Genomic DNA, 20799 nt, shown 5'->3' on the forward strand with positions numbered 1-20799 from the left:
GAGTATATGGGGATGATTGTCCGACATTCAACGTCACAGAGGCGAGAAAAGCAAAAGGGGAAACATTTTCCCCTTTTTTAATAGAACAACATGGACGATCTGTTTAATTATTCGCCAGATGCCTGCGCTTCATGCTTGCCGTAAATCAGCATGGGCTCAGACTGACCTTCAATAACTGATTCATCAATCACTACTTTTTCCACGTCATCCATGGAAGGCAGGTCATACATGGTTTCCAGCAGCGCGCCTTCAACAATGGAACGCAGCCCACGAGCACCGGTTTTACGTGACATCGCTTTCTTCGCAATAGCGGTTAACGCCTCGTCACGGAACTCCAGCTCAACGCCTTCCAGGTTAAACAGCGCCTGGTACTGTTTGGTCAGGGCGTTCTTCGGCTCACGCAGAATCTGAATCAGGGCTTCTTCACTCAGCTCGCTCAGCGTCGCCACAACAGGCAGACGGCCGATGAACTCAGGGATCAGACCAAATTTGATTAAATCTTCAGGTTCACACTGTGAAAGCAGTTCGCCTTCGCTGGCTTTCTGCGATTTCCCTTTCACGGTTGCGCCGAAGCCGATACCGGATCCGGTTTCCACACGCTGGGAGATCACTTTGTCCAGGCCGGCGAATGCGCCGCCGCAGATAAACAGAATTTTCGAGGTATCAACCTGCAAAAATTCCTGCTGCGGATGCTTACGTCCACCCTGCGGCGGAACAGCAGCCACAGTACCTTCAATCAGTTTAAGCAGAGCCTGCTGTACGCCTTCGCCTGATACGTCACGGGTAATCGACGGGTTATCTGACTTGCGTGAGATTTTGTCGATTTCATCAATATAAACGATGCCGCGCTGTGCTTTCTGTACGTCGTAGTCACATTTCTGCAGCAGTTTCTGGATGATGTTTTCAACGTCTTCACCCACGTAACCGGCTTCAGTCAGCGTGGTGGCGTCAGCCATAGTGAATGGCACATCCAGCAGGCGCGCCAGCGTTTCCGCCAGCAGCGTTTTACCACTACCGGTCGGGCCAATCAGCAGAATATTACTTTTGCCCAGTTCGATGCCATTACTGGTATCGCCGTTACGCAAACGCTTGTAGTGGTTGTAAACCGCAACCGCCAGCACTTTCTTCGCTCTTTCCTGACCGATAACATAATCATCGAGGTGATGGCGAATTTCATGTGGGGTTGGCAACGCACTGCGTTCACGATGCGGGGCAACTTCTTTAATCTCTTCGCGAATGATGTCGTTGCACAGGTCAACACACTCATCGCAGATATACACTGACGGCCCGGCAATCAGCTTACGCACTTCATGCTGGCTTTTGCCGCAAAAAGAGCAGTACAGCAACTTCCCTGAACCGTCTTTGCGCTTATCTGTCATCAGTTAACCTCTTCTTGTTCTCAGGCCATACCCGCGTACGGCTCAGGCCGTACAGGGACGGCCGAAATTCATTCAACCCATAATAGTACCGTTATCCTGTTAACTATAGACCAGGGACAACGGTAAGTCGGGGTCTTATTGGCGATGCGTCAGAATTGAATCGACTAATCCATACTCTACCGCTTCATTTGCAGAGAGGAAACGGTCACGCTCGGTATCACGCTCAATTTCTTCCAGCGTTTTACCGGTGTGCTCAGCCATCAGCTCATTCATACGCTGTTTAACTTTGAGGATTTCACGCGCATGGATTTCAATGTCTGACGCCTGGCCCTGATAGCCGCCCAGAGGCTGGTGGATCATCACGCGCGAGTTTGGCAGACAGAAACGCTTGCCTTTAGTGCCCGCTGTCAGCAGAAACGCACCCATTGAACAGGCCTGTCCCATACAGATAGTGCTGACATCCGGTTTGATAAATTTCATGGTGTCGTAAATCGACATACCGGCCGTGATCACACCGCCTGGCGAGTTGATGTAGAGATAGATATCTTTTTCCGGGTTCTCAGCTTCCAGAAACAGCATCTGGGCCACAATCAGATTCGCCATGTGGTCTTCAACCTGGCCGGTCAGAAAAATGACGCGCTCTTTCAGCAGACGGGAGTAGATGTCGTAAGAACGCTCACCACGCGAAGTTTGTTCAACCACCATTGGCACCAGCGCATTGTGCGGTGCAGTATATTCACGATCGCCACTGTATGACATTACCGTCTCCTGGATAAATTTCATTGGCAACATTCTGTACCGATTCTACGTAAGACGCGCGGGAAACTCCACGTCGCACCTTTTCCGACACCTTCAGGACGGTTAATCAGCCAGCCTCACTCTCATTTCTGCATACTCCCACTATCTGGGGATGCTGCACGCATGTTTCAAGCATAACAATCTTTTCCCTGTTCGCTAACCCGGAAAAAGCGATGGGTGAATAATTTGCCGATTAATTAAGCAAATAGCGGCGAAGAGTCGCGTTCTGTACGTAAAACACAAAAAAGCCCGCGACTTTTCAGTCACGGGCTTAGCACAGACGGTTAACTGCGTGATCAGGCCTGAGCGGTCTGATTCATCAGTTCCTGGAAGTTGGTCTCTTTCTCGGTCACTTTCGCTTTCGCCAGGACCGCTTCAACAGCTTGCTCTTCCAGCGCGACGTTGCGCATGTTGTTCATCAGCTCGTTATTCTTGCTGTAGAACTCGATAACTTCTTTCGGATCTTCATACGCAGAAGCCATCTCTTCAATCATGGTGTTCACGCGCGCTTCGTCAGCTTTCAGCTCGTGGGTACGAATGACTTCGCCCAGCAGCAGACCGACAACAACACGACGTTTAGCCTGCTCTTCAAACAGTTCGCGTGGGAGTTCCAGCGCCTGCTGTTCGTTGCCACCGAAACGCTGTGCAGCCTGACGACGCAGAACGTCGATTTCGCTGTCAACCAGCGCCGCCGGCACGTCGATTTCGTTCGCTTCAACCAGGCCGTCGATCGCCTGGGTTTTGATGCGGTTACGGATAGCGCCTTTCAGCTCGCGATCCATGTTCTTACGCACTTCAGTACGCAGACCGGCTACTGAACCATCTTCAACGCCGAAACGTTTGATGAACTCTTCAGTCAGCTCTGGCAGCTCGCGCGTTTCAACTTTCTTCAGCACGATCTCGAACTTCGCATCTTTCCCTTTCAGGGTTTCTGCGTGGTAGTCGTCCGGGAATTTCACGTCGATAGTGAACGTTTCGCCCGCTTTATGACCCACAACGCCTTCTTCAAAGCCTGGGATCATGCGGCCCTGGCCCATGGCCAGAACGAAATCAGTGGCTTTGCCACCTTCAAACTCTTCACCGTCAACAGAACCGTTGAAATCGATAGTTGCACGATCTTCAGGGCCTGCAGCTGCGTCGCTTTCGATCCAGTTGGCCTGCTGCTTGCGCAGGGTATCCAGCATGGCATCAACATCAGCATCAGTCACTTCAACAACAGGTTTTTCGACTTCGATGTTTTCCAGGCCTTTCAGCTCAACTTCCGGATAAACTTCGAATTCAACCGCGTAGGTGAAATCCTGGCCTTCTTTGTATTCGCCTGGCACATAATTTGGTGCGCCAGCCGGATTAATTTTTTCTTTGATGATGGCGTCAACAAAGTTGCGCGTCATCAGCTCGCCCAGCACGTCCTGACGGACAGATGCGCCGTAACGCTGCGCTACGATGTTCATCGGCACTTTGCCTTTACGGAAACCATCGATGCGAACTTTCCTGGCAACATCAACCAGTTCTTTTTTTACTGCGCTTTCGATGCTGTCAGCTGCAACAGTAATCGTAATGCGACGGCCCAGGCCCTGAGTGGTCTCTACAGAAACTTGCATCTTGTTACCTCAAAAAATCACGTGCTCGGTCAACTTCAGACACCACACATCGTGAAATGCGCCGTATCTAACAACCGGGACGGCTTCCGTGAAGAGAACCTGATCCCTGTTACCAGAAGCGTCCCGAAGACATTCCGGAAAAATAGACGCAGCATTATAGCGGCATCGCTGGAATGAGTCGAGGACGCTAACTCACCACTTTTCAGCAGGTTTGCTGCTTTTTTGAGCCAGAGATCGCGTTTTTCGTTAAATCACAGAAAAAACGGCCAGCAGGCCGTTTCAGAGATGGGAGCTCAGGCGAGACTTCCGGCACCACGACAGTTAGGCGAAGCCAGAACGGTATCCTGCAACCCTTCCCACTCTTTCAGGGTGTAAGTATGCAGGGCTAAGGCGTGAACACTGCCCGCTAATTCAGCTGCCAGTTCGCTATAAATCAGGCGATGACGCGCCAGGAAACGTTGGCCTGCAAAGCAGTCGCTGACAATAACCACTTTGAAGTGACTCTCCGATCCGGCAGGCACGTTGTGCCGATAACTTTCGTCATGTACTTCCAGATGAGCTGGCTGAAACGCCACACGCAGCTTTTCTTCTATTTGTTCGCGGATCATGGCTATTACTCCTCAATGGCGAGCGCGGTGCCCCATCTCATTCAATCTTAGTCGCTTTTAGTGCGCTTACCCGTCGGCGGACGCTAAATATTGCATTTTATGTCAGCATGCTTCCGGCAGGCATCATAACGCAGTCGAAACCATCATCAAACCAGCCTGTCAGAGAAGGTGCTTAAAACAGTTTCAAAGATAATTTCACCCGCAACAGGGCTTTTTTCACTGACGGGCAATGCTATGATGCCTACAGTTTTTGCAAACCAACCCCCTGACACCAACGAGAAAAAGTATGTTGAAAAAACTGTTATTCCCACTGTTGGCTGCGTTTATTTTAGCCGGCTGTGCAACCAGCAATAATACCCTGACTATCCAGCCTAAAATTCAGTTGCCACAGCAGGATCCGGGCCTGATGGGCGTGACCGTGAGCATCAATGGTGCCGACCAGCGTAAAGATCAGGCGCTGGCAAAAGTTAACCGTGATGGTCAGTTAGTGACCCTGACGCCTTCGCGCGATCTCCGTTTCCTGCTGCAGGAAGTGCTGGAGAAGCAGATGACCGCACGTGGTTATATGATTGGTCCTGATGGCGCGGTTGATCTGCAGATTGTGGTTAACAACCTCTACGCTGACGTGACGCAGGGTAATGTGCGCTACAGCATCACCACTAAAGCGGACATCTCGATTATCGCGACCGCGAAAAACGGCAACAAGCAGGTTAAAAACTACCGCCAGACTTACAGTGTAGAAGGCGCGTTCAACGCCAGTAACCAGAAGATTACTGACGCAGTGAACGCCACCATGAGCGATGTGATTGCGGATATGGCACAGGACACCAGCGTTAACGACTTCATCAAGCAGAACGCCCGTTAATACCGTCTCACCTCTGCCCTGCCTCGTGCAGGGCTTTTTGTTATCTGCAGGATCCGCATGAACCACTATCTTCGCCTCTTCAGCCAGAAAAACGCCGCCGTATTGCTGCTCCTTGGTTTTGCTTCCGGACTGCCGCTGGCACTGACTTCGGGCACGTTGCAGGCGTGGATGACGGTGGAAAATGTCGATCTGAAAACCATCGGCTTCTTTTCACTGGTCGGCCAGGCCTATGTCTTTAAATTTCTCTGGTCGCCGATGATGGACCGCTATACGCCGCCGTTTCTGGGCCGGCGTCGCGGCTGGTTACTGCTGAGTCAGCTGGCGCTGGTGGGCGGGATTGTCGCGATGGGATTTCTGCAACCAGGACGCGATCTGACCCTGATGGCGGCGCTGGCAGTGCTGATCGCTTTCTGCTCCGCCTCGCAGGACATCGTTTTTGACGCCTGGAAAACCGATATTCTGCCACCTGAAGAGCGCGGCAGCGGCGCAGCCATTACCGTGCTGGGCTATCGGCTGGCGATGCTGATTTCAGGCGGGCTGGCCTTGTGGCTGGCTGACCGTTATCTGGGCTGGCAGGCGACCTACTGGCTGATGGCGCTCATGATGGTGCCGGGCATTATCGCCACGCTGATGGCGAGCGAGCCGGACACGCGCATTTCCACCCCGCATTCACTGCGACAGGCGGTTGTCGACCCGCTTAACGATTTCTTTCAGCGCAACAATGCCTGGCTGCTGATTACACTGATTATTCTCTACAAGCTGGGCGATGCCTTTGCCGCCTCGCTGACCACTACTTTTCTGATCCGCGGCGTCGGTTTCAATCCCGGTGACGTCGGCCTGGTCAACAAGACGCTGGGCCTGCTGGCGACCATTATCGGAGCGCTTTATGGCGGCGTACTGATGCAGCGCCTGAGTCTGTTCCGGGCACTGCTGATTTTCGGCGTGCTGCAGGCAGTTTCAAATTTTGGTTACTGGCTGCTGGCGGTGACCGGCAAACAGTTGTGGAGCATGGCCAGCGCAGTCTTTGTCGAAAACCTCTGCGGCGGCATGGGTACCGCGGCCTTTGTCGCGTTGTTAATGACGCTGTGCAATAAATCGTTCTCAGCCACCCAGTTTGCCCTGTTATCGGCGCTCTCTGCCGTAGGTCGGGTCTATGTCGGCCCGGCGGCAGGCTGGCTGGTGGAACTCTGGGGCTGGCCGACCTTTTATGCTTTCACGGTGATCGCGGGTTTGCCGGGCCTGATGCTGCTCGCTTTTTGCCGACAAACACTTAATCAGGTAGAGCAGAGTGGCAATTTCCTCACACGAAGCTACTATCCTCATGGCTATCGCTGGACTAATCGTCTGTTTGCAGCCGGCTGCGGCGTACTGGCTCTCTGGCTGATCGCGCTGGCACTGAATGCACTGGGGATGACTGCGCTGGCACCGCTGCTGACCCGCCTGTTTGAGCTAGGCATGAGCCTCTCCCTGCTGGCAGTGCTAGCCGGAGTGTTGCTGGACTATCGGGCGCTGAAGAGAACGCCGGTTTTGCCCGCGTCAGATGCTTAAGTGAAATCGATAGGTTAACGGGTTGCGGCTTATTTTGTAACGTCCGGATAAGTCGCCGTCATTTATCATCGCATGTTCTTTTTAAAAAATAAGAATAGATCCTGAGGAGGCGTAGCGGAAATACTAAAAACCGGTTAGCAATTACTTTAGTTAAATTTCATCGCGCAAATGATGCAGACTTGTTAAATATTTGGGAGTTAAAAGTAAGGGTTATTCCTTTCCCTGATTTTTTTACGGTTACTTCCATCGGTTTTTGTTATATTGATGCCAACTGCTTGTCTGCGTTAATTATTTGTCACCTGGCGCAACATCTGTGACACCCTTAGCAAAAGGTGTCAACACGTATCTGACACATCCTTAAGCTGGTTTACACTGCATAAACCTTCCCGTAAAATGCGCGCACACTTAAACGACAATAGAGCCCTTTGTCATTGAGGTCGTTAAATGAGACTCAGTAAATACAATAAAAGTTTGGGGATTTTGTCATTAATTGCAGGCACTTTATTAATGAGTGGCTGCGATAGTGCATTGTTAAATCCCAAAGGACAGATTGCACTGGAGCAACGTTCGCTGATACTGACTGCCTTTGGCCTGATGTTGATCGTCGTGATTCCCGCAGTCCTGATGGCCGTGGTGTTTGCCTGGAAGTATCGGGCGTCCAACACGAATGCGAAGTACAGCCCTAACTGGTCACACTCTAACAAGGTTGAAGCCGTGGTCTGGACCATTCCGATCCTGATCATTCTCTTCCTTAGCGTACTGACCTGGAAATCAACCCACGCACTGGAGCCCAGCAAACCGCTGCAATCTGATGTGAAACCGGTTGAGATCGATGTGGTTGCACTGGACTGGAAATGGTTGTTCATTTACCCGGAACAGGGTATTGCGACCGTGAACCAGATTGCCTTCCCGGCAAATACTCCGGTGAACTTCAAAATCACCTCTAACTCCGTCATGAACTCTTTCTTCATTCCAACACTCGGCAGCCAGATTTATGCGATGGCGGGTATGCAGACCAAACTGCATCTGATTGCGAATGAGCCAGGCACGTTCGACGGTATCTCTGCGAACTTCAGTGGTCGTGGTTTCTCTGGCATGAAGTTTAAAGCCATTGCAACCAAAGACGATGCGGAATTCCAGCAGTGGGTAGCAAAAGTTAAAGCAGCACCTAACACGCTGACCACCATGGAAGATTTCGAGAAAGTGGCTATGCCAAGCGAAAATCATCCGGTGGAATATTTCTCTTCAGCTGATCCGAAACTGTTCATGCAAGTCATCGACAAGTTCAAGATGAGCCACGGGAAAATGGACATGCCTCAGCATGAAGGTATGGACATGAGTCACGCCGCTTCCGCGGGAGCCGAGGAATAATACGATGTTCGGAAAATTAACACTGGATGCAGTGCCGTACCATGAGCCGATTATCATGGTCACGGTCGCCGGTATCATTCTAGGTGGTCTGGCACTGATTGCCGCCATCACCTATTTTGGTAAATGGCAATATCTGTGGTCTGAATGGCTGACGTCTGTCGACCATAAAAAACTGGGTATCATGTACGTCATCATGGCATTCGTCATGCTGCTGCGTGGTTTTGCTGATGCCATCATGATGCGTACTCAACAGGTGATGGCGTCGGCCGGTGAAGCGGGCATTCTGCCACCGCATCACTACGACCAGATCTTTACGGCGCACGGCGTCATTATGATCTTCTTCGTGGCGATGCCTTTCGTGGTTGGCCTGATGAACATCGCCGTTCCGCTGCAGATTGGTGCACGTGACGTTGCGTTCCCGTTCCTGAACAACCTGAGCTTCTGGTTTACCGCGGTCGGTGTGATCCTGGTTAACCTGTCGCTGGGTGTGGGCGAGTTCGCGCAGACCGGCTGGCTGGCTTATCCGCCACTTTCCGGCGCGGAGTACAGTCCCGGCGTCGGGGTCGATTACTGGATCTGGAGCCTTCAGCTCTCGGGTATTGGTACGACCTTAACCGGTATTAACTTCTTCGTGACCATCCTGAAGATGCGCGCACCGGGCATGAGCCTGTTCAAAATGCCGGTCTTTACCTGGACCGCGCTCTGCACCAACGTCCTGATCATCGCTGCATTCCCGGTTCTGACCGTGACCCTGGCGCTGTTGACCCTTGATCGTTATCTCGGCTTCCATTTCTTCACCAATGAAATGGGCGGGAACATGATGATGTACGTCAACCTGATCTGGGTCTGGGGCCATCCGGAAGTGTATATTCTGGTTCTGCCGGTGTTTGGTGTGTTCGCAGAAATTACCGCGACCTTCTCCAAGAAACGTCTGTTTGGTTATACCTCACTGGTGTGGGCGACCATCGCCATTACCGTACTGTCGTTCATCGTCTGGTTGCACCACTTCTTCACCATGGGTGCGGGTGCCAACGTTAACGCCTTCTTCGGTATCATGACGATGATCATCGCGATTCCGACCGGGGTTAAAATCTTCAACTGGCTGTTCACCATGTATCAGGGCCGCATTCAGATGCACTCTGCCATGCTGTGGACCGTTGGCTTCCTGGTAACCTTCTCTGTAGGGGGTATGACTGGCGTACTGCTGGCCGTTCCAGGTGCTGACTTCATTCTGCACAACAGCCTGTTCCTGATTGCACACTTCCATAACGTTATCATCGGTGGTGTTGTCTTCGGTTGTATGGCGGGCGTGACCTACTGGTTCCCGAAAGCATTTGGCTTCACCCTGAACGAAACCTGGGGTAAGCGCGCATTCTGGTTCTGGATTATTGGCTTCTTCGTTGCCTTTATGCCGCTGTACGCACTGGGCTTCATGGGTATGACCCGTCGTCTGAGCCAGGATATCGATCCACAGTTCCACCCTCTGCTGGTAGTCGCTGCGGTCGGTGCAGGTCTGATTGCGCTGGGTATCCTGTGCCAGCTGACCATGTTCTATGTTTCGGTCCGTGACCGCGACCAGAACCGTGATCTGACCGGTGACCCGTGGGGCGGTCGTACGCTGGAGTGGGCAACCTCTTCACCACCACCGTTCTATAACTTTGCTGTCATCCCACATGTCCATGAGCGTGATGCGTTCTGGGAAATGAAAGAGAAAGGCGAAGCGTACAAACAGCCGGCATCCTATGAAGAAATTCATATGCCGAAAAACAGTGGTGCGGCAATCGTCATCTGCGCATTCGCTACTGTGATGGGCTTCGCGCTGATCTGGCATATCTGGTGGATGGCGGGTCTTTCATTCCTCGGCATGATCGTTACCTGGATCGTGAAGAGCTTCGACGAAGACGTGGATTACTACGTTCCGGTTGCCGAAGTTCAGAAGATTGAGAACCAGCACTTTGACGAAATCAGCAAAGCAGGTCTGAAATAATGTCAACTGAAACTCTGATTAAACATCACCACGACGCCCATGCGGAGCATGGGCATCACGATGCAGGAGCCAACAAAGTCTTTGGCTTCTGGATCTACCTGATGAGTGACTGCATTATCTTCGCAACCCTGTTTGCGACCTATGCCGTCATGGTCAACAACACTGCCGGTGGCCCGGCAGGTAAAGATATCTTTGAGCTGCCGTTTGTTCTGGTAGAAACCGCCCTGCTGCTGTTGAGTTCGATCACTTACGGCATGGCTGTTATCTCCATGAATAAGGAGCAAAAAGGTGCCGTTATCGGCTGGCTGGCGCTGACCTTCCTGTTCGGTCTGGGCTTCATCGGGATGGAAATCTATGAATTCCATCACCTGATTGCTGAAGGCTTTGGTCCGGATCGCAGTGGCTTCCTGTCTGGCTTCTTTACGCTGGTCGGTACCCACGGTCTGCACGTGACCTCCGGTCTGATCTGGATGCTGGTTCTGATGTTCCAGATTTCCAAACGTGGCCTGAACGCGACTAACCGTACCCGTATCATGTGTCTGAGCCTGTTCTGGCACTTCCTGGACGTGGTCTGGATTTGCGTCTTCACCGTTGTTTACCTGATGGGAGCCATGTAATGAGTCATTCTGTTAACGAACATGGCGCTTCACACGGTAGCGTGAAGTCCTACATGATCGGCTTCATCCTCTCTATCATCCTGACGGCGATCCCGTTCTGGATGGTGATGGATGGCAGTGCATCTCACGGTACTATCCTCGGTGTTGTTCTGGTGTGTGCGGTCATTCAGGTGCTGGTTCACCTGGTATACTTCCTGCACTTAGACAGCAAATCTGAGGGTGGCTGGAACATGGTAGCCATTGTTTTCTCGGCCATCATCATCCTGATTGTCGTAGTAGGCTCACTGTGGATCATGTGGAACCTCAACTACAACATGATGCCTCACTAAAGAGTCACGCGTAATGTTTAAGCAATACCTGCAAGTTACAAAACCAGGAATTATTTTCGGGAATTTAATTTCTGTGATCGGCGGATTCCTGTTGGCCTCCAAAGGCAACACGGATTACGCCCTGTTTCTCATCACTCTGGTGGGCGTGTCACTGGTGGTTGCATCGGGTTGTGTTTTCAACAACGTGATTGACCGCGACATCGACATCAAGATGGAGAGAACCAGGAATCGGGTGCTGGTAAAAGGCCTTATCTCCGCGAAAGTAAGCCTGGTTTATGCCACAGTGCTGGGTATTGCTGGCTTTGCGTTGCTCTACTTCGGTGCTAATCCGCTGGCCATGTGGCTGGCGGTGATGGGCTTCGTGGTATACGTGGGCATCTACAGCCTGTACATGAAGCGTCATTCCGTTTACGGCACGCTGATTGGCAGTCTGTCGGGTGCTGCGCCGCCGGTTATCGGCTACTGCGCGGTCTCTAACCAGTTTGATGCTGGCGCATTGATCCTGCTGGCAATCTTTAGCCTGTGGCAGATGCCGCATTCGTACGCGATTGCCATCTTCCGCTTTAAAGATTACCAGGCAGCGAACATCCCGGTTCTGCCGGTGGTGAAAGGCATTTCCGTCGCGAAGAATCATATTACGCTCTATATCCTGGCGTTTATGATTGCCACGCTGATGCTGACGCTGGGCGGTTACGCAGGCTACAAATATCTGGTGGTGGCCGCTGCGGTCAGCGTCTGGTGGCTGGGCATGGCGTTATCGGGTTACAAAACCGCAGATGACCGTGTCTGGGCGCGTAAGCTGTTTGTCTTCTCTATCGTGACCATCACCGCGCTGAGCGTGATGATGTCGGTAGATTCGATGGCTCCGGCTTCGAAGGACCTGCTGACATACGTCTGGTAACCGGCACCGATACGGCATGAAAAGGGCGCGATTTTCGCGCCCTTTCTTTTTGTTACCACTGCTTAAAAACTATTGTTTTACCCGCCCTGCCCCGCCCCCTAGAATAAATGCAGCACATTAACAGAGGTTGGAATGAACGATAATAAAATGACTCCGGTGGAGCTGCGTGCCACATGGGGCCTCGGTACGGTCTTTTCCCTGCGTATGCTTGGGATGTTTATGGTCCTGCCGGTACTGACCACTTATGGCATGGCATTACAGGGCGCGAGTGAAACGCTGATTGGTCTGGCGATCGGTATCTATGGCCTTGCCCAGGCAATATTTCAGATTCCTTTTGGTCTGCTCTCTGATCGCATCGGCCGCAAGCCGTTGATCGTCGGCGGACTGCTGCTGTTTGTTCTGGGCAGCGTTATTGCAGCCTGTACCGACTCCATCTGGGGCATTATTCTGGGCCGTGCGCTGCAGGGCTCCGGCGCAATTGCCGCTGCCGTGATGGCACTGTTATCCGATTTAACCCGTGAGCAGAACCGCACCAAAGCGATGGCGTTTATCGGCATCAGTTTTGGTGTGACCTTCGCGATTGCAATGGTGGTCGGCCCGATTGTCACTCACGCACTGGGCCTGCATGCGCTGTTCTGGATGATCGCGATTCTGGCCTCGCTGGGAATCGTGATCACACTTCTCGTAGTGCCGTCCGCCTCCCATCATGTCCTGAACCGTGAATCGGGCATTGTCAAAGGCAGCTTTCGCAAGGTGCTGGCTAATCCCCGCCTGGTGAAGCTGAATATCGGTATTTTCTGTCTGCATATTCTGCTGATGTCGAGCTTTGTTGCCTTACCTGGACAGTTTGAACAGGCGGGTTTCCCGGCACCTGAACACTGGAAAGTCTATCTCTCTACCATGCTGATTGCCTTTGCGGGCGTGGTGCCGTTCATCATTTATGCCGAAGTGAAGCGTCGCATGAAGCGCGTCTTTGTGGGCTGCGTCGGGATGATTGTGATTGCCGAGATCGTGCTGTGGGGTGCGGAAGGCCATTTCTGGACGCTGGTCGTTGGGGTTCAGCTCTTCTTCTTCGCTTTCAATCTGATGGAAGCCATTCTCCCTTCGCTGATCAGTAAAGAGTCGCCTGCCGGTTATAAAGGCACGGCGATGGGCATTTACTCCACCAGCCAGTTCCTTGGCGTAGCCGTTGGCGGCAGCATGGGTGGCTGGGTGTTTGGTCATTTCGATGCACAGACCGTGTTCATGGTCGGCGCGATGGTGGCAGCAGCCTGGCTGTTTGTCAGTATGACGATGCAGGAGCCGCCTTATGTGAGCAGCCTGCGCATTGTGCTGAGCGATGCCGCACTGGCTTTGCCGAATCTGGAGCAGCGCCTGAAAGCGCAGAAAGGAGTGAACTCCGTGTTTATCGTGCCGGAAGAGAAAAGCGCTTATATCAAAATCGACAGTAAAGTTACCAGCCGCCCTGAGCTGGAAGCGTTGCTGGGGAGTTGCTAGTTTAAGAAAATTTTCACGACAACTTCCGCTCGTTTCGCTTCAGGATCGAGCTGGCTCAGGGAACAGGGTCAGATCGGAAAGTCGCAAAAGCCGCCATGGATGGCGCTTTTGCGTCTTTGCGAAAGGCACAGGCTCCCTGAGCAAGCGCGCAATCGCACAGACGCCCTACAACACCCCGCTCCAGACGCTTTACTTGTTCAAAGAGATGCAAGCCAGCGCACGATGCCACTGACGTCACAGACTACGTCTTCATTCAGACGGCTCACAAATTTGGATAGATGCAGCGCTGCTCCTGCCAGGTAACAAAAAACCCGGCCTGAGCCGGGTTTTTCATCACTGCCTTCAGGCCCAAAAAACAGCCTGCCCCCACTTAATCGCGGAAGTTTTTAAACTGGAAAGGCTGCCCCAGATTGCTGCCGCGCACAATCGCCATTGCGCTCTGCAGATCATCGCGCGCTTTGCCGGTCACTCGTAACGCTTCACCCTGAATCTGGGTCTGTACTTTCAGCTTACTGTCTTTGATCAGCTTCACCAGCTTCTTCGCTACGTCGCTCTCAATGCCCTTCTTCAGTTTGGCATCGACCGCCCAGCTTTTACCGCTGTGCTCAATCTCTTCCGGCACCTCTAAGGCTCCGCCTTCAATGCCGCGCTTCAGTAACTTCTCACGCAAAATATCGACCAGCTGTTTAACCTGGAAATCAGACTCGCTGGTGATTTTAATGGTTTCATTCTTTTCGTTGAGCTCAAACTCGGCGCTCACGTTGCGGAAATCGAAGCGGGTAGACACCTCACGGTTGGCATTCTCCACCGCATTGCGAATTTCCTGCAGATCGACTTCTGAAACGATATCGAAAGATGGCATCTCTTCTTCTCCTGACGCTAAAGTGACATGCATAATACGCGTCTTACGGTGCTAAATAAAATCAGGCTGTGCACGACGCTATACTCATGGTGTGACAGTAAATAATAAATGGATAGCCCGCCAGCGGGAGGCAGTATGAAAATTACCGTGTTAGGGTGCGGTGCTCTGGGTCAGGTCTGGCTGACAGCGCTCGCCCGTCAGGGACACGAGGTGCAGGGATGGTTGCGGGTGCCGCAGCCCTATTGCTCGGCCAATGTCGTCGACCCGGAAGGCAACATAGCCAACCGCACCTTCATCGCTAACGATCCGCTGTTTCTGGCGGAAAGCCAGCTGCTACTGGTCACGCTTAAAGCGCCGCAGGTCTCACCCGCCGTGAAGAATCTGGAAAGTGTGCTGCCAGAAAACTGCCCGGTGCTGCTACTGCATAACGGTATGGGCACGCTGGAAGAACTCAAAGGGATGACTCAGCCACTCCTGCGTGGCGTCACCACGCATGCGGCGATGCGTGATGGCACCGTCATCAAGCACATCGCCAGTGGCATCACTCACATTGGTCCAGGTAACCGCAAAAGCGCCGCTTACAGCGACCTCGCCGACATCCTGCACCCTGCCCTGCCCGATGTTGCCTGGCATGACAATATACGGGCGGCCTGCTGGCGCAAACTGGCTGTCAACTGCGTCATCAACCCGCTCAGCGTGGAGTATGAGTGCCAGAACGGCGCACTGCGCGCGTATCCGGAGCAGATTGCGCAACTGTGCGAAGAGATCAGCTGGGTCATGGAGCGTGAAGGCCAGAACGTCGCCAGTGACAGTTTACAGGACATCATCTTTGACGTGATCGAAAGCACCGCGGCCAACACCTCCTCAATGCTGCAGGACGTTCGCGCCCAGCGGCTCACCGAAATCGACTATATCAGCGGCTTTCTGCTACGCCGCGCCCGGACGCACGGCCTGGTGCTCACGGAGAACACTCGTCTGTATGACATTGTAAAACGCAAGGAGTCCCATTATGACCGCGAACGCATCGGTGCTGGTTTGCCTGGCACATGGCAGTGAAGAAACCGAAGCCGTCACCTCTATCGATCTGCTGGTTCGGGCCGGCCTGAAGGTTGTCACCGCCAGCGTCGAAAGCGATGGCAGCCGTGAGATTGTCTGCTCGCGTGGTGTCCGCCTGCTGGCTGACGTCACGCTGGTTGAAGTCGCCGACAACGATTTCGCCGCCATCGTCCTGCCCGGTGGCCTGAAAGGCGCGGAGACCTTCCGTGACAGCCCGCTACTGGTCGAAACGGTGCGTCAGTTTCACCTCAATGAGAAGATTGTCGCGGCAATATGCGCAGCCGCAGGCACGGTACTGATCCCTCACGATCTCTTTCCGGTCGGCAATATGACCGGCTTTCCTGGCCTGAAAGAGACGATTCCGGAGGACAAATGGATGGAGCGGCGTGTCGTCTGGGATCCGCGCGTCAATCTGCTGACCAGCCAGGGGCCTGGTACGGCAATGGATTTTGCGCTGAAGTTAATCGATCTGCTGGTGGGAAAAGAGATGGCGCGTGAGGTCGCTGCACAGCTGGTGCTGGCTCCCGGCATTTATGACTATCAGGCCTGAACAGGCTCATCAGCCAGACCCCGACAGGGTCTGACTGACAGTCAGCCAGGACTACGGGCGGTAAACCTTCACGTTCTTAAAGCCCTGCTCATGCAGATAGAGCGCCTGCAGACGGCTCATCACGCCGCGATCGCAGTAAAGCAGCCAGGTGCGGTTCTGATCGAGATCGCCAAACTGCGTGCTGAGTTTGTAAAACGGCAGTGATTTCACCTCCGTGGCCTTCAGCTCAAGCGGATTCTCTTCCTGCTCGTCGATGGCGCGGATATCCAGCACCACGTCGTTTTCACTCAGCAGCGCGACGGTCTCAACTTCCACCACCTCCTCTTCTGTCTGTTCAGCGATAGTGCGGATATCGACGTTGGTCGCCTCTTCCACCACGCGATCCAGGATCGTGAAGTCGAAATTCTGCTCTTCTGCCTCGATCTTCGCCTTCACCGCCTTCACCGTTGGGCTTTTTGAGATCACACCACAATATTCCGGCATGGTGCTGGCGAAATCTTCGGTGCCGATCTCCCGGGCGACTTTGATGATGTGCTCTTTGTCGTGAGAGATCAGCGGACGCAGTATCAGCGTATCGGAAGCGTTATCAATCAGACGCAGGTTGGTCAGCGTCTGGCTCGATACCTGCCCGACCGCTTCACCCGTGACCAGCGCCTGTACGCCGTAACGCTCAGCCACGCGGGAAGCGGCACGCACCATCATGCGCTTCAGCACCACGCCCATCTGACCGTCATCCACTTTTTCCAGGATCTCGCCGACAACCGGCTCAAAATTGATCGCCACGAAGCGCACGCGGTGTGAACGACCAAAACGATTCCACAAATAGTGCGCAACCTGACGAACGCCAATCTCATGGGCGGCACCGCCAAGGTTAAAGAAGCAGTAATGTACGCGACTGCCGCGACGCAGCAGCATATAGCTGGAGACGCCGGAGTCGAAACCACCGGAAATCAGTGACAGCACATCTTCCTGCGTGCCGATCGGGAAGCCCCCCAGACCTTCGTAACGTGCAGTCACCAGTGTCAGGCGGTTCTCTTCAACTTCAAGGTTCACCGTCACGTCAGGGTTTTTAAGCTGCACGCGGGCGCTTTCAATATGCTGATTCAGGCCGCCGCCCACATAGCGCTCTACATCCTGCGAACTGAAGCTATGCTTACCGCGACGTTTAACACGTACGCAGAAGCTCTTGCCTTCAAGACTGTCACGATACTGCGCTAACGTCTGTTCAAAGATGTGATGAATATCGGTGTACTCACGATCTTCAACCGCTAAAACGTGATGGATACCGGGAATGCGGGAAAGCTCATCGGGAATAATGCCAGCCAGCGCCGCATTTTTTGACCGCACTTCAATGTGATCCCAGTAGCGCACAACGGCGATGTCGTCGCTGACGGTTTTCAGGACGTTGCGGATATTGCTGGCAAGAATCTTGATAAAGCGCAAACGCACCGACGGACTCTTGATGGTGATTTCAGGAAATAACTTGATGATAAACTTCATGGCGACACAGCTTCGTTGGGCAAATAAGTGCTAAAACAGGCGGCACTTAGCTGGTAAAATCACAAAATTGCGGGCTGCAAGGCGCAACCGCATCCGAGGCGCGGGAGTATATCACCTTTGTCAGGTGACTGCTTCTTCATCAGCCGCCGCATTGATTATTTTGCTAATCATAGGGTCTCAGCTACCATGACCGATTGCGAGATAATGTCCCAACCGTGAGTCGACACGAAATATGCCGAAAAAAGCCGAACAGCCAGCCAGCTTTGAAACGTCATTGCAGCAGCTGGAGCAGATTGTCAGCCGTCTTGAAAGTGGTGAACTGCCGCTGGAAGAAGCCCTGAACGAATTTGAACGCGGCGTGCAGCTGGCGCGGAATGGTCAGCAGACGCTGCAGCAGGCTGAACAGCGGGTCCGCATTCTGCTAAACGATGATAAAGATGCCGACCTCACTGCTTTCACGCCGGAAAACGACTAATGGATTTTGCCCACTTACTCGACGTTTATCAGCAGCAGGTGAACGCCGCGCTGACGCGTTTTATAGAGCCACTTCCTTTTCAGAGTTCTCCTCTGGTGAATGCCATGCATTATGGGGCATTATTAGGCGGTAAACGTCTGCGTCCTTTTCTGGTCTACGCGACCGGCGAAATGCTCCACGCCAATTCGGCGAGTCTGGATGCCCCTGCCGCCGCAGTTGAATGCATTCATGCGTACTCTCTGATTCATGACGATCTCCCTGCGATGGATGACGATGCACTGCGTCGCGGGCAGCCAACCTGTCACATTAAATATGGCGAAGATACGGCGATTCTGGCGGGCGACGCCCTGCAGACGCTGGCCTTTTCCATTCTGACTGACGCAGCAATGCCGGGTGTCAGCGCGGAGTACCGGCTGCGGATGATCTCTGAACTGGCAAACGCCAGCGGCGTGGCCGGCATGTGCGGCGGTCAGGCTCTTGATCTGGCGGCAGAGGGTAAATCGGTGGATCTCGACAAGCTGGAGCAGATCCATCGCCATAAAACCGGCGCGCTGATCCGCTCAGCGGTGCGCTTAGGCGCATTAACGGCAGGCGATGCGGGCCGCGAAGCGCTGCCGCTGCTCGACCGCTATGCAGAGGCGATTGGTCTCGCATTTCAGGTGCAGGACGACATTCTGGATGTGATCGGCGACACAGCAGTGATCGGAAAACGTCAGGGTGCCGATCAGAATCTGGGGAAAAGCACCTATCCTTCACTGTTAGGCCTTGAAAATGCCCGCGCCAAGGCGCGGGATTTGTATCAGGAAGCTCTTGATGCTTTAGAATTGCTCGCTGCGCACTCCTATAACACTACAGCACTGCAGGCGCTGGCGAGCTTCATAATTGAACGCGACAAATAACTTCCATAATGAGTCTCTGATGAGTTTTGATATTGCTAAATACCCGACACTGGCGCTGGCAGACACCGTTCAGGCGCTGCGCGCCCTGCCGAAAGAGAAGCTGCCTGCGCTGTGTGATGAACTGCGTCAGTATCTGTTAGACAGTGTGAGCCGCTCCAGCGGCCATTTTGCATCGGGTCTGGGCGTGGTTGAACTGACGGTCGCGCTGCATTATGTCTATAACACCCCGTTTGACCATCTGGTCTGGGATGTAGGTCATCAGGCTTATCCGCATAAAATTCTGACGGGTCGCCGCGATCGCATCGGCACTATCCGTCAGAAAAACGGCGTACACCCGTTTCCGTGGCGCGGTGAAAGTGAATATGACGTCCTGAGCGTCGGTCACTCATCGACCTCTATCAGTGCCGGTCTGGGCATGGCCGCTGCGGCAGAACGTGAAGGTCAGGGCCGTCGCACCGCCTGTATTATTGGCGATGGTGCGATTACCGCTGGTATGGCGTTTGAAGCGATGAACCATGCCGGTGATATCAAGCCGGACATGCTGGTCATCCTCAATGACAATGAGATGTCGATTTCCGAAAACGTCGGCGCGCTGAATAATCGCCTGGCGCAGATCCTGTCGGGTAAAACCTACGCGCGACTGCGTGAAGGCAGTAAGCGCGTGCTGACAAATCTGCCGCCAATTAAAGAGCTGGTTAAACGCACCGAAGAGCATCTCAAAGGCATGGTCGTGCCGGGCACGCTGTTTGAAGAGCTGGGCTTTAACTACATTGGCCCGGTTGATGGTCACGATGTGCTGACGCTGGTCAATACGCTGAGCAATATGCGCAGCCTGAAAGGGCCGCAGTTCCTGCATATCATGACGAAGAAAGGTAAAGGCTACGCCCCGGCAGAGGAAGATCCGATTGCCTGGCACGCTGTTCCTAAATTCGATCCGGCGATTGGCGAACTGCCGAAAAGCGCAGAAGGTCTGCCGAGCTACTCTAAAATCTTCGGCAACTGGCTGTGCGAAATGGCTGCCGACGATCCGAAGCTGATGGCGATTACGCCGGCGATGCGTGAAGGCTCCGGCATGGTGGCTTTCTCTCGTGAATTCCCGAAGCAATATTTTGACGTGGCGATCGCCGAGCAGCATGCGGTAACCTTCGCGGCGGGTATGGCGATTGGCGGCTATAAACCCATTGTGGCCATCTATTCTACCTTCCTGCAACGCGCCTACGATCAGCTGATCCACGACGTCGCTATCCAGAAACTGCCGGTCCTGTTTGCTATCGATCGCGGTGGTATTGTTGGCGCGGATGGTCAGACTCACCAGGGCGCGTTTGATCTCGCCTACCTGCGCTGCGTGCCGGATATGGTGATCATGACGCCGAGCGATGAGAATGAGTGTCGGCAGATGCTTTACACCGGCTACCACCATCAGGCTGGCCCAAGTGCGGTGCGCTATCCACGCGGCACCGGTGTCGGTACCCCTCTGGCCCCACTACAGAGTCTGCCGCTGGGTAAAGCAGTCGTGAAACGTCAGGGTGAAAAGCTGGCGATTCTGAACTTCGGTACCCTGCTGCCAGAAGCCGCCGCCACGGCAGAAGCGCTGAACGCGACACTGGTCGATATGCGCTTTGTGAAGCCGCTGGATGAAGCGCTGATCGCCGGGCTCGCTAACACCCACGACTCATTGATTACGCTGGAAGAAGGCGCAATCAAAGGCGGTGCGGGCAGCGGCGTCAATGAGTTTGTGATGGCGAAACGCCTGGGCGTTCCGGTACTGAACATCGGCCTGCCCGATGAGTTCATCCCGCAGGGCACGCAGGATGAAGTGCGTCATGACTATCTGCTGGACGCCGAAGGCATTCAGCAACAGATCGCCCGCTGGCTGGCGCAGTAACCTCTCCTCTCTGCGCTCCCCCCTGGGGAGCGCAACATCCTGCTATGCTGTAACCTTTGCACTTTCGCAGG

At 53.6% G+C, this 20799-nt stretch carries 19 protein-coding genes; 13 read left to right on the forward strand and 6 right to left on the reverse strand.

Annotated features, from left to right (window positions below):
- Nucleotides 1–107: 107 nt before the first annotated feature.
- The 4 genes from clpX to bolA all read right to left on the reverse strand — a co-directional run bounded on the left by clpX (nucleotide 108) and on the right by bolA (nucleotide 4386).
- Nucleotides 108–1379: an ATP-dependent protease ATP-binding subunit ClpX gene (gene clpX / locus F3I44_RS15355; RefSeq protein WP_003850494.1), complete on the reverse strand. Its 1272-nt coding sequence runs from the start codon at nucleotides 1377–1379 to the stop codon at nucleotides 108–110.
- 135 nt (nucleotides 1380–1514) lie between these two features.
- The gene (clpP, locus tag F3I44_RS15360; RefSeq protein ID WP_010255410.1) at nucleotides 1515–2138 is read right to left on the reverse strand and encodes an ATP-dependent Clp endopeptidase proteolytic subunit ClpP; all 624 of its coding nucleotides are present in this window, start codon (nucleotides 2136–2138) and stop codon (nucleotides 1515–1517) included.
- Between the two features lie 335 nt (nucleotides 2139–2473).
- Entirely contained in the window at nucleotides 2474–3778 is a 1305-nt protein-coding gene (gene tig / locus F3I44_RS15365) for a trigger factor (RefSeq protein ID WP_150013153.1), read from the reverse strand.
- Nucleotides 3779–4071: 293 nt separating this feature from the next.
- Nucleotides 4072–4386 carry a transcriptional regulator BolA gene (gene bolA, locus F3I44_RS15370; RefSeq protein WP_033731761.1) on the reverse strand — a complete coding sequence of 105 codons (315 nt, stop codon included), beginning with the start codon at nucleotides 4384–4386 and terminating at the stop codon, nucleotides 4072–4074.
- 286 nt (nucleotides 4387–4672) lie between these two features.
- On the opposite strand from bolA, the gene F3I44_RS15375 reads away from it, so the two are divergent.
- From F3I44_RS15375 to F3I44_RS15410, 8 genes are all read left to right on the forward strand, one after another.
- Nucleotides 4673–5251, forward strand: a complete 579-nt coding sequence (locus F3I44_RS15375) for a lipoprotein (protein ID WP_150013151.1) — start codon at nucleotides 4673–4675, stop codon at nucleotides 5249–5251.
- 57 nt (nucleotides 5252–5308) lie between these two features.
- The gene (ampG, locus tag F3I44_RS15380) at nucleotides 5309–6799 is read left to right on the forward strand and encodes a muropeptide MFS transporter AmpG (RefSeq protein WP_150013149.1); all 1491 of its coding nucleotides are present in this window, start codon (nucleotides 5309–5311) and stop codon (nucleotides 6797–6799) included.
- Nucleotides 6800–7243: 444 nt separating this feature from the next.
- Complete coding sequence (gene cyoA, locus F3I44_RS15385) at nucleotides 7244–8170, forward strand: cytochrome o ubiquinol oxidase subunit II (RefSeq protein WP_150013147.1); 927 nt, start codon at nucleotides 7244–7246, stop codon at nucleotides 8168–8170.
- A 4-nt stretch (nucleotides 8171–8174) separates the two neighbouring features.
- Complete coding sequence (gene cyoB, locus F3I44_RS15390) at nucleotides 8175–10157, forward strand: cytochrome o ubiquinol oxidase subunit I (RefSeq protein ID WP_150013145.1); 1983 nt, start codon at nucleotides 8175–8177, stop codon at nucleotides 10155–10157.
- Nucleotides 10157–10774, forward strand: a complete 618-nt coding sequence (locus F3I44_RS15395; protein ID WP_009091720.1) for a cytochrome o ubiquinol oxidase subunit III — start codon at nucleotides 10157–10159, stop codon at nucleotides 10772–10774. The genes cyoB and F3I44_RS15395 overlap by 1 nt, the downstream gene beginning before the upstream one ends.
- On the forward strand, nucleotides 10774–11103 hold the full coding sequence (locus F3I44_RS15400) for a cytochrome o ubiquinol oxidase subunit IV (protein WP_008924889.1): 330 nt from the start codon (nucleotides 10774–10776) through the stop codon (nucleotides 11101–11103). The genes F3I44_RS15395 and F3I44_RS15400 overlap by 1 nt, the downstream gene beginning before the upstream one ends.
- A gap of 13 nt (nucleotides 11104–11116) precedes the next feature.
- Complete coding sequence (gene cyoE, locus F3I44_RS15405; protein WP_061061826.1) at nucleotides 11117–12004, forward strand: heme o synthase; 888 nt, start codon at nucleotides 11117–11119, stop codon at nucleotides 12002–12004.
- A gap of 132 nt (nucleotides 12005–12136) precedes the next feature.
- A complete protein-coding gene (locus F3I44_RS15410) occupies nucleotides 12137–13501 on the forward strand; it encodes an MFS transporter (RefSeq protein ID WP_150013143.1) in 1365 nt (454 codons plus the stop codon).
- A 370-nt stretch (nucleotides 13502–13871) separates the two neighbouring features.
- Here the strand turns inward: F3I44_RS15410 and F3I44_RS15415 are convergent, their stop codons facing one another.
- Nucleotides 13872–14363, reverse strand: coding sequence for a YajQ family cyclic di-GMP-binding protein (locus tag F3I44_RS15415; RefSeq protein WP_009091726.1), 492 nt, complete (start codon nucleotides 14361–14363; stop codon nucleotides 13872–13874).
- 135 nt (nucleotides 14364–14498) lie between these two features.
- Between F3I44_RS15415 and panE the strand changes: the two genes are divergently transcribed.
- Together panE and yajL are read left to right on the forward strand one after the other, a co-directional pair.
- Nucleotides 14499–15419 carry a 2-dehydropantoate 2-reductase gene (gene panE, locus F3I44_RS15420; RefSeq protein WP_150013141.1) on the forward strand — a complete coding sequence of 307 codons (921 nt, stop codon included), beginning with the start codon at nucleotides 14499–14501 and terminating at the stop codon, nucleotides 15417–15419.
- The gene (yajL, locus tag F3I44_RS15425; RefSeq protein ID WP_150013139.1) at nucleotides 15373–15969 is read left to right on the forward strand and encodes a protein deglycase YajL; all 597 of its coding nucleotides are present in this window, start codon (nucleotides 15373–15375) and stop codon (nucleotides 15967–15969) included. The genes panE and yajL overlap by 47 nt, the downstream gene beginning before the upstream one ends.
- A 51-nt stretch (nucleotides 15970–16020) precedes the next feature.
- Here the strand turns inward: yajL and thiI are convergent, their stop codons facing one another.
- A complete protein-coding gene (thiI, locus tag F3I44_RS15430) occupies nucleotides 16021–17469 on the reverse strand; it encodes a tRNA uracil 4-sulfurtransferase ThiI (RefSeq protein ID WP_150013137.1) in 1449 nt (482 codons plus the stop codon).
- A gap of 232 nt (nucleotides 17470–17701) precedes the next feature.
- Here thiI and xseB point away from each other — a divergent pair, with 232 nt between their 5' ends.
- Genes xseB through dxs form a run of 3 tightly spaced genes read left to right on the forward strand, consistent with a single transcriptional unit; the run spans nucleotide 17702 to nucleotide 20728 of the window.
- Nucleotides 17702–17944 (forward strand): exodeoxyribonuclease VII small subunit, encoded by a 243-nt coding sequence (gene xseB / locus F3I44_RS15435; RefSeq protein WP_013356982.1) that lies wholly within the window; start codon nucleotides 17702–17704, stop codon nucleotides 17942–17944.
- Nucleotides 17944–18843 carry a (2E,6E)-farnesyl diphosphate synthase gene (ispA, locus tag F3I44_RS15440; protein WP_150013135.1) on the forward strand — a complete coding sequence of 300 codons (900 nt, stop codon included), beginning with the start codon at nucleotides 17944–17946 and terminating at the stop codon, nucleotides 18841–18843. The genes xseB and ispA overlap by 1 nt, the downstream gene beginning before the upstream one ends.
- 19 nt (nucleotides 18844–18862) lie before the next feature.
- The gene (gene dxs / locus F3I44_RS15445; RefSeq protein WP_150013133.1) at nucleotides 18863–20728 is read left to right on the forward strand and encodes a 1-deoxy-D-xylulose-5-phosphate synthase; all 1866 of its coding nucleotides are present in this window, start codon (nucleotides 18863–18865) and stop codon (nucleotides 20726–20728) included.
- The last annotated feature ends 71 nt before the right edge of the window (nucleotides 20729–20799 follow it).

Source organism: Pantoea sp. F_5, assembly GCF_008631595.1.
Classification (GTDB): Bacteria; Pseudomonadota; Gammaproteobacteria; order Enterobacterales; family Enterobacteriaceae; genus Pantoea; species Pantoea gossypiicola.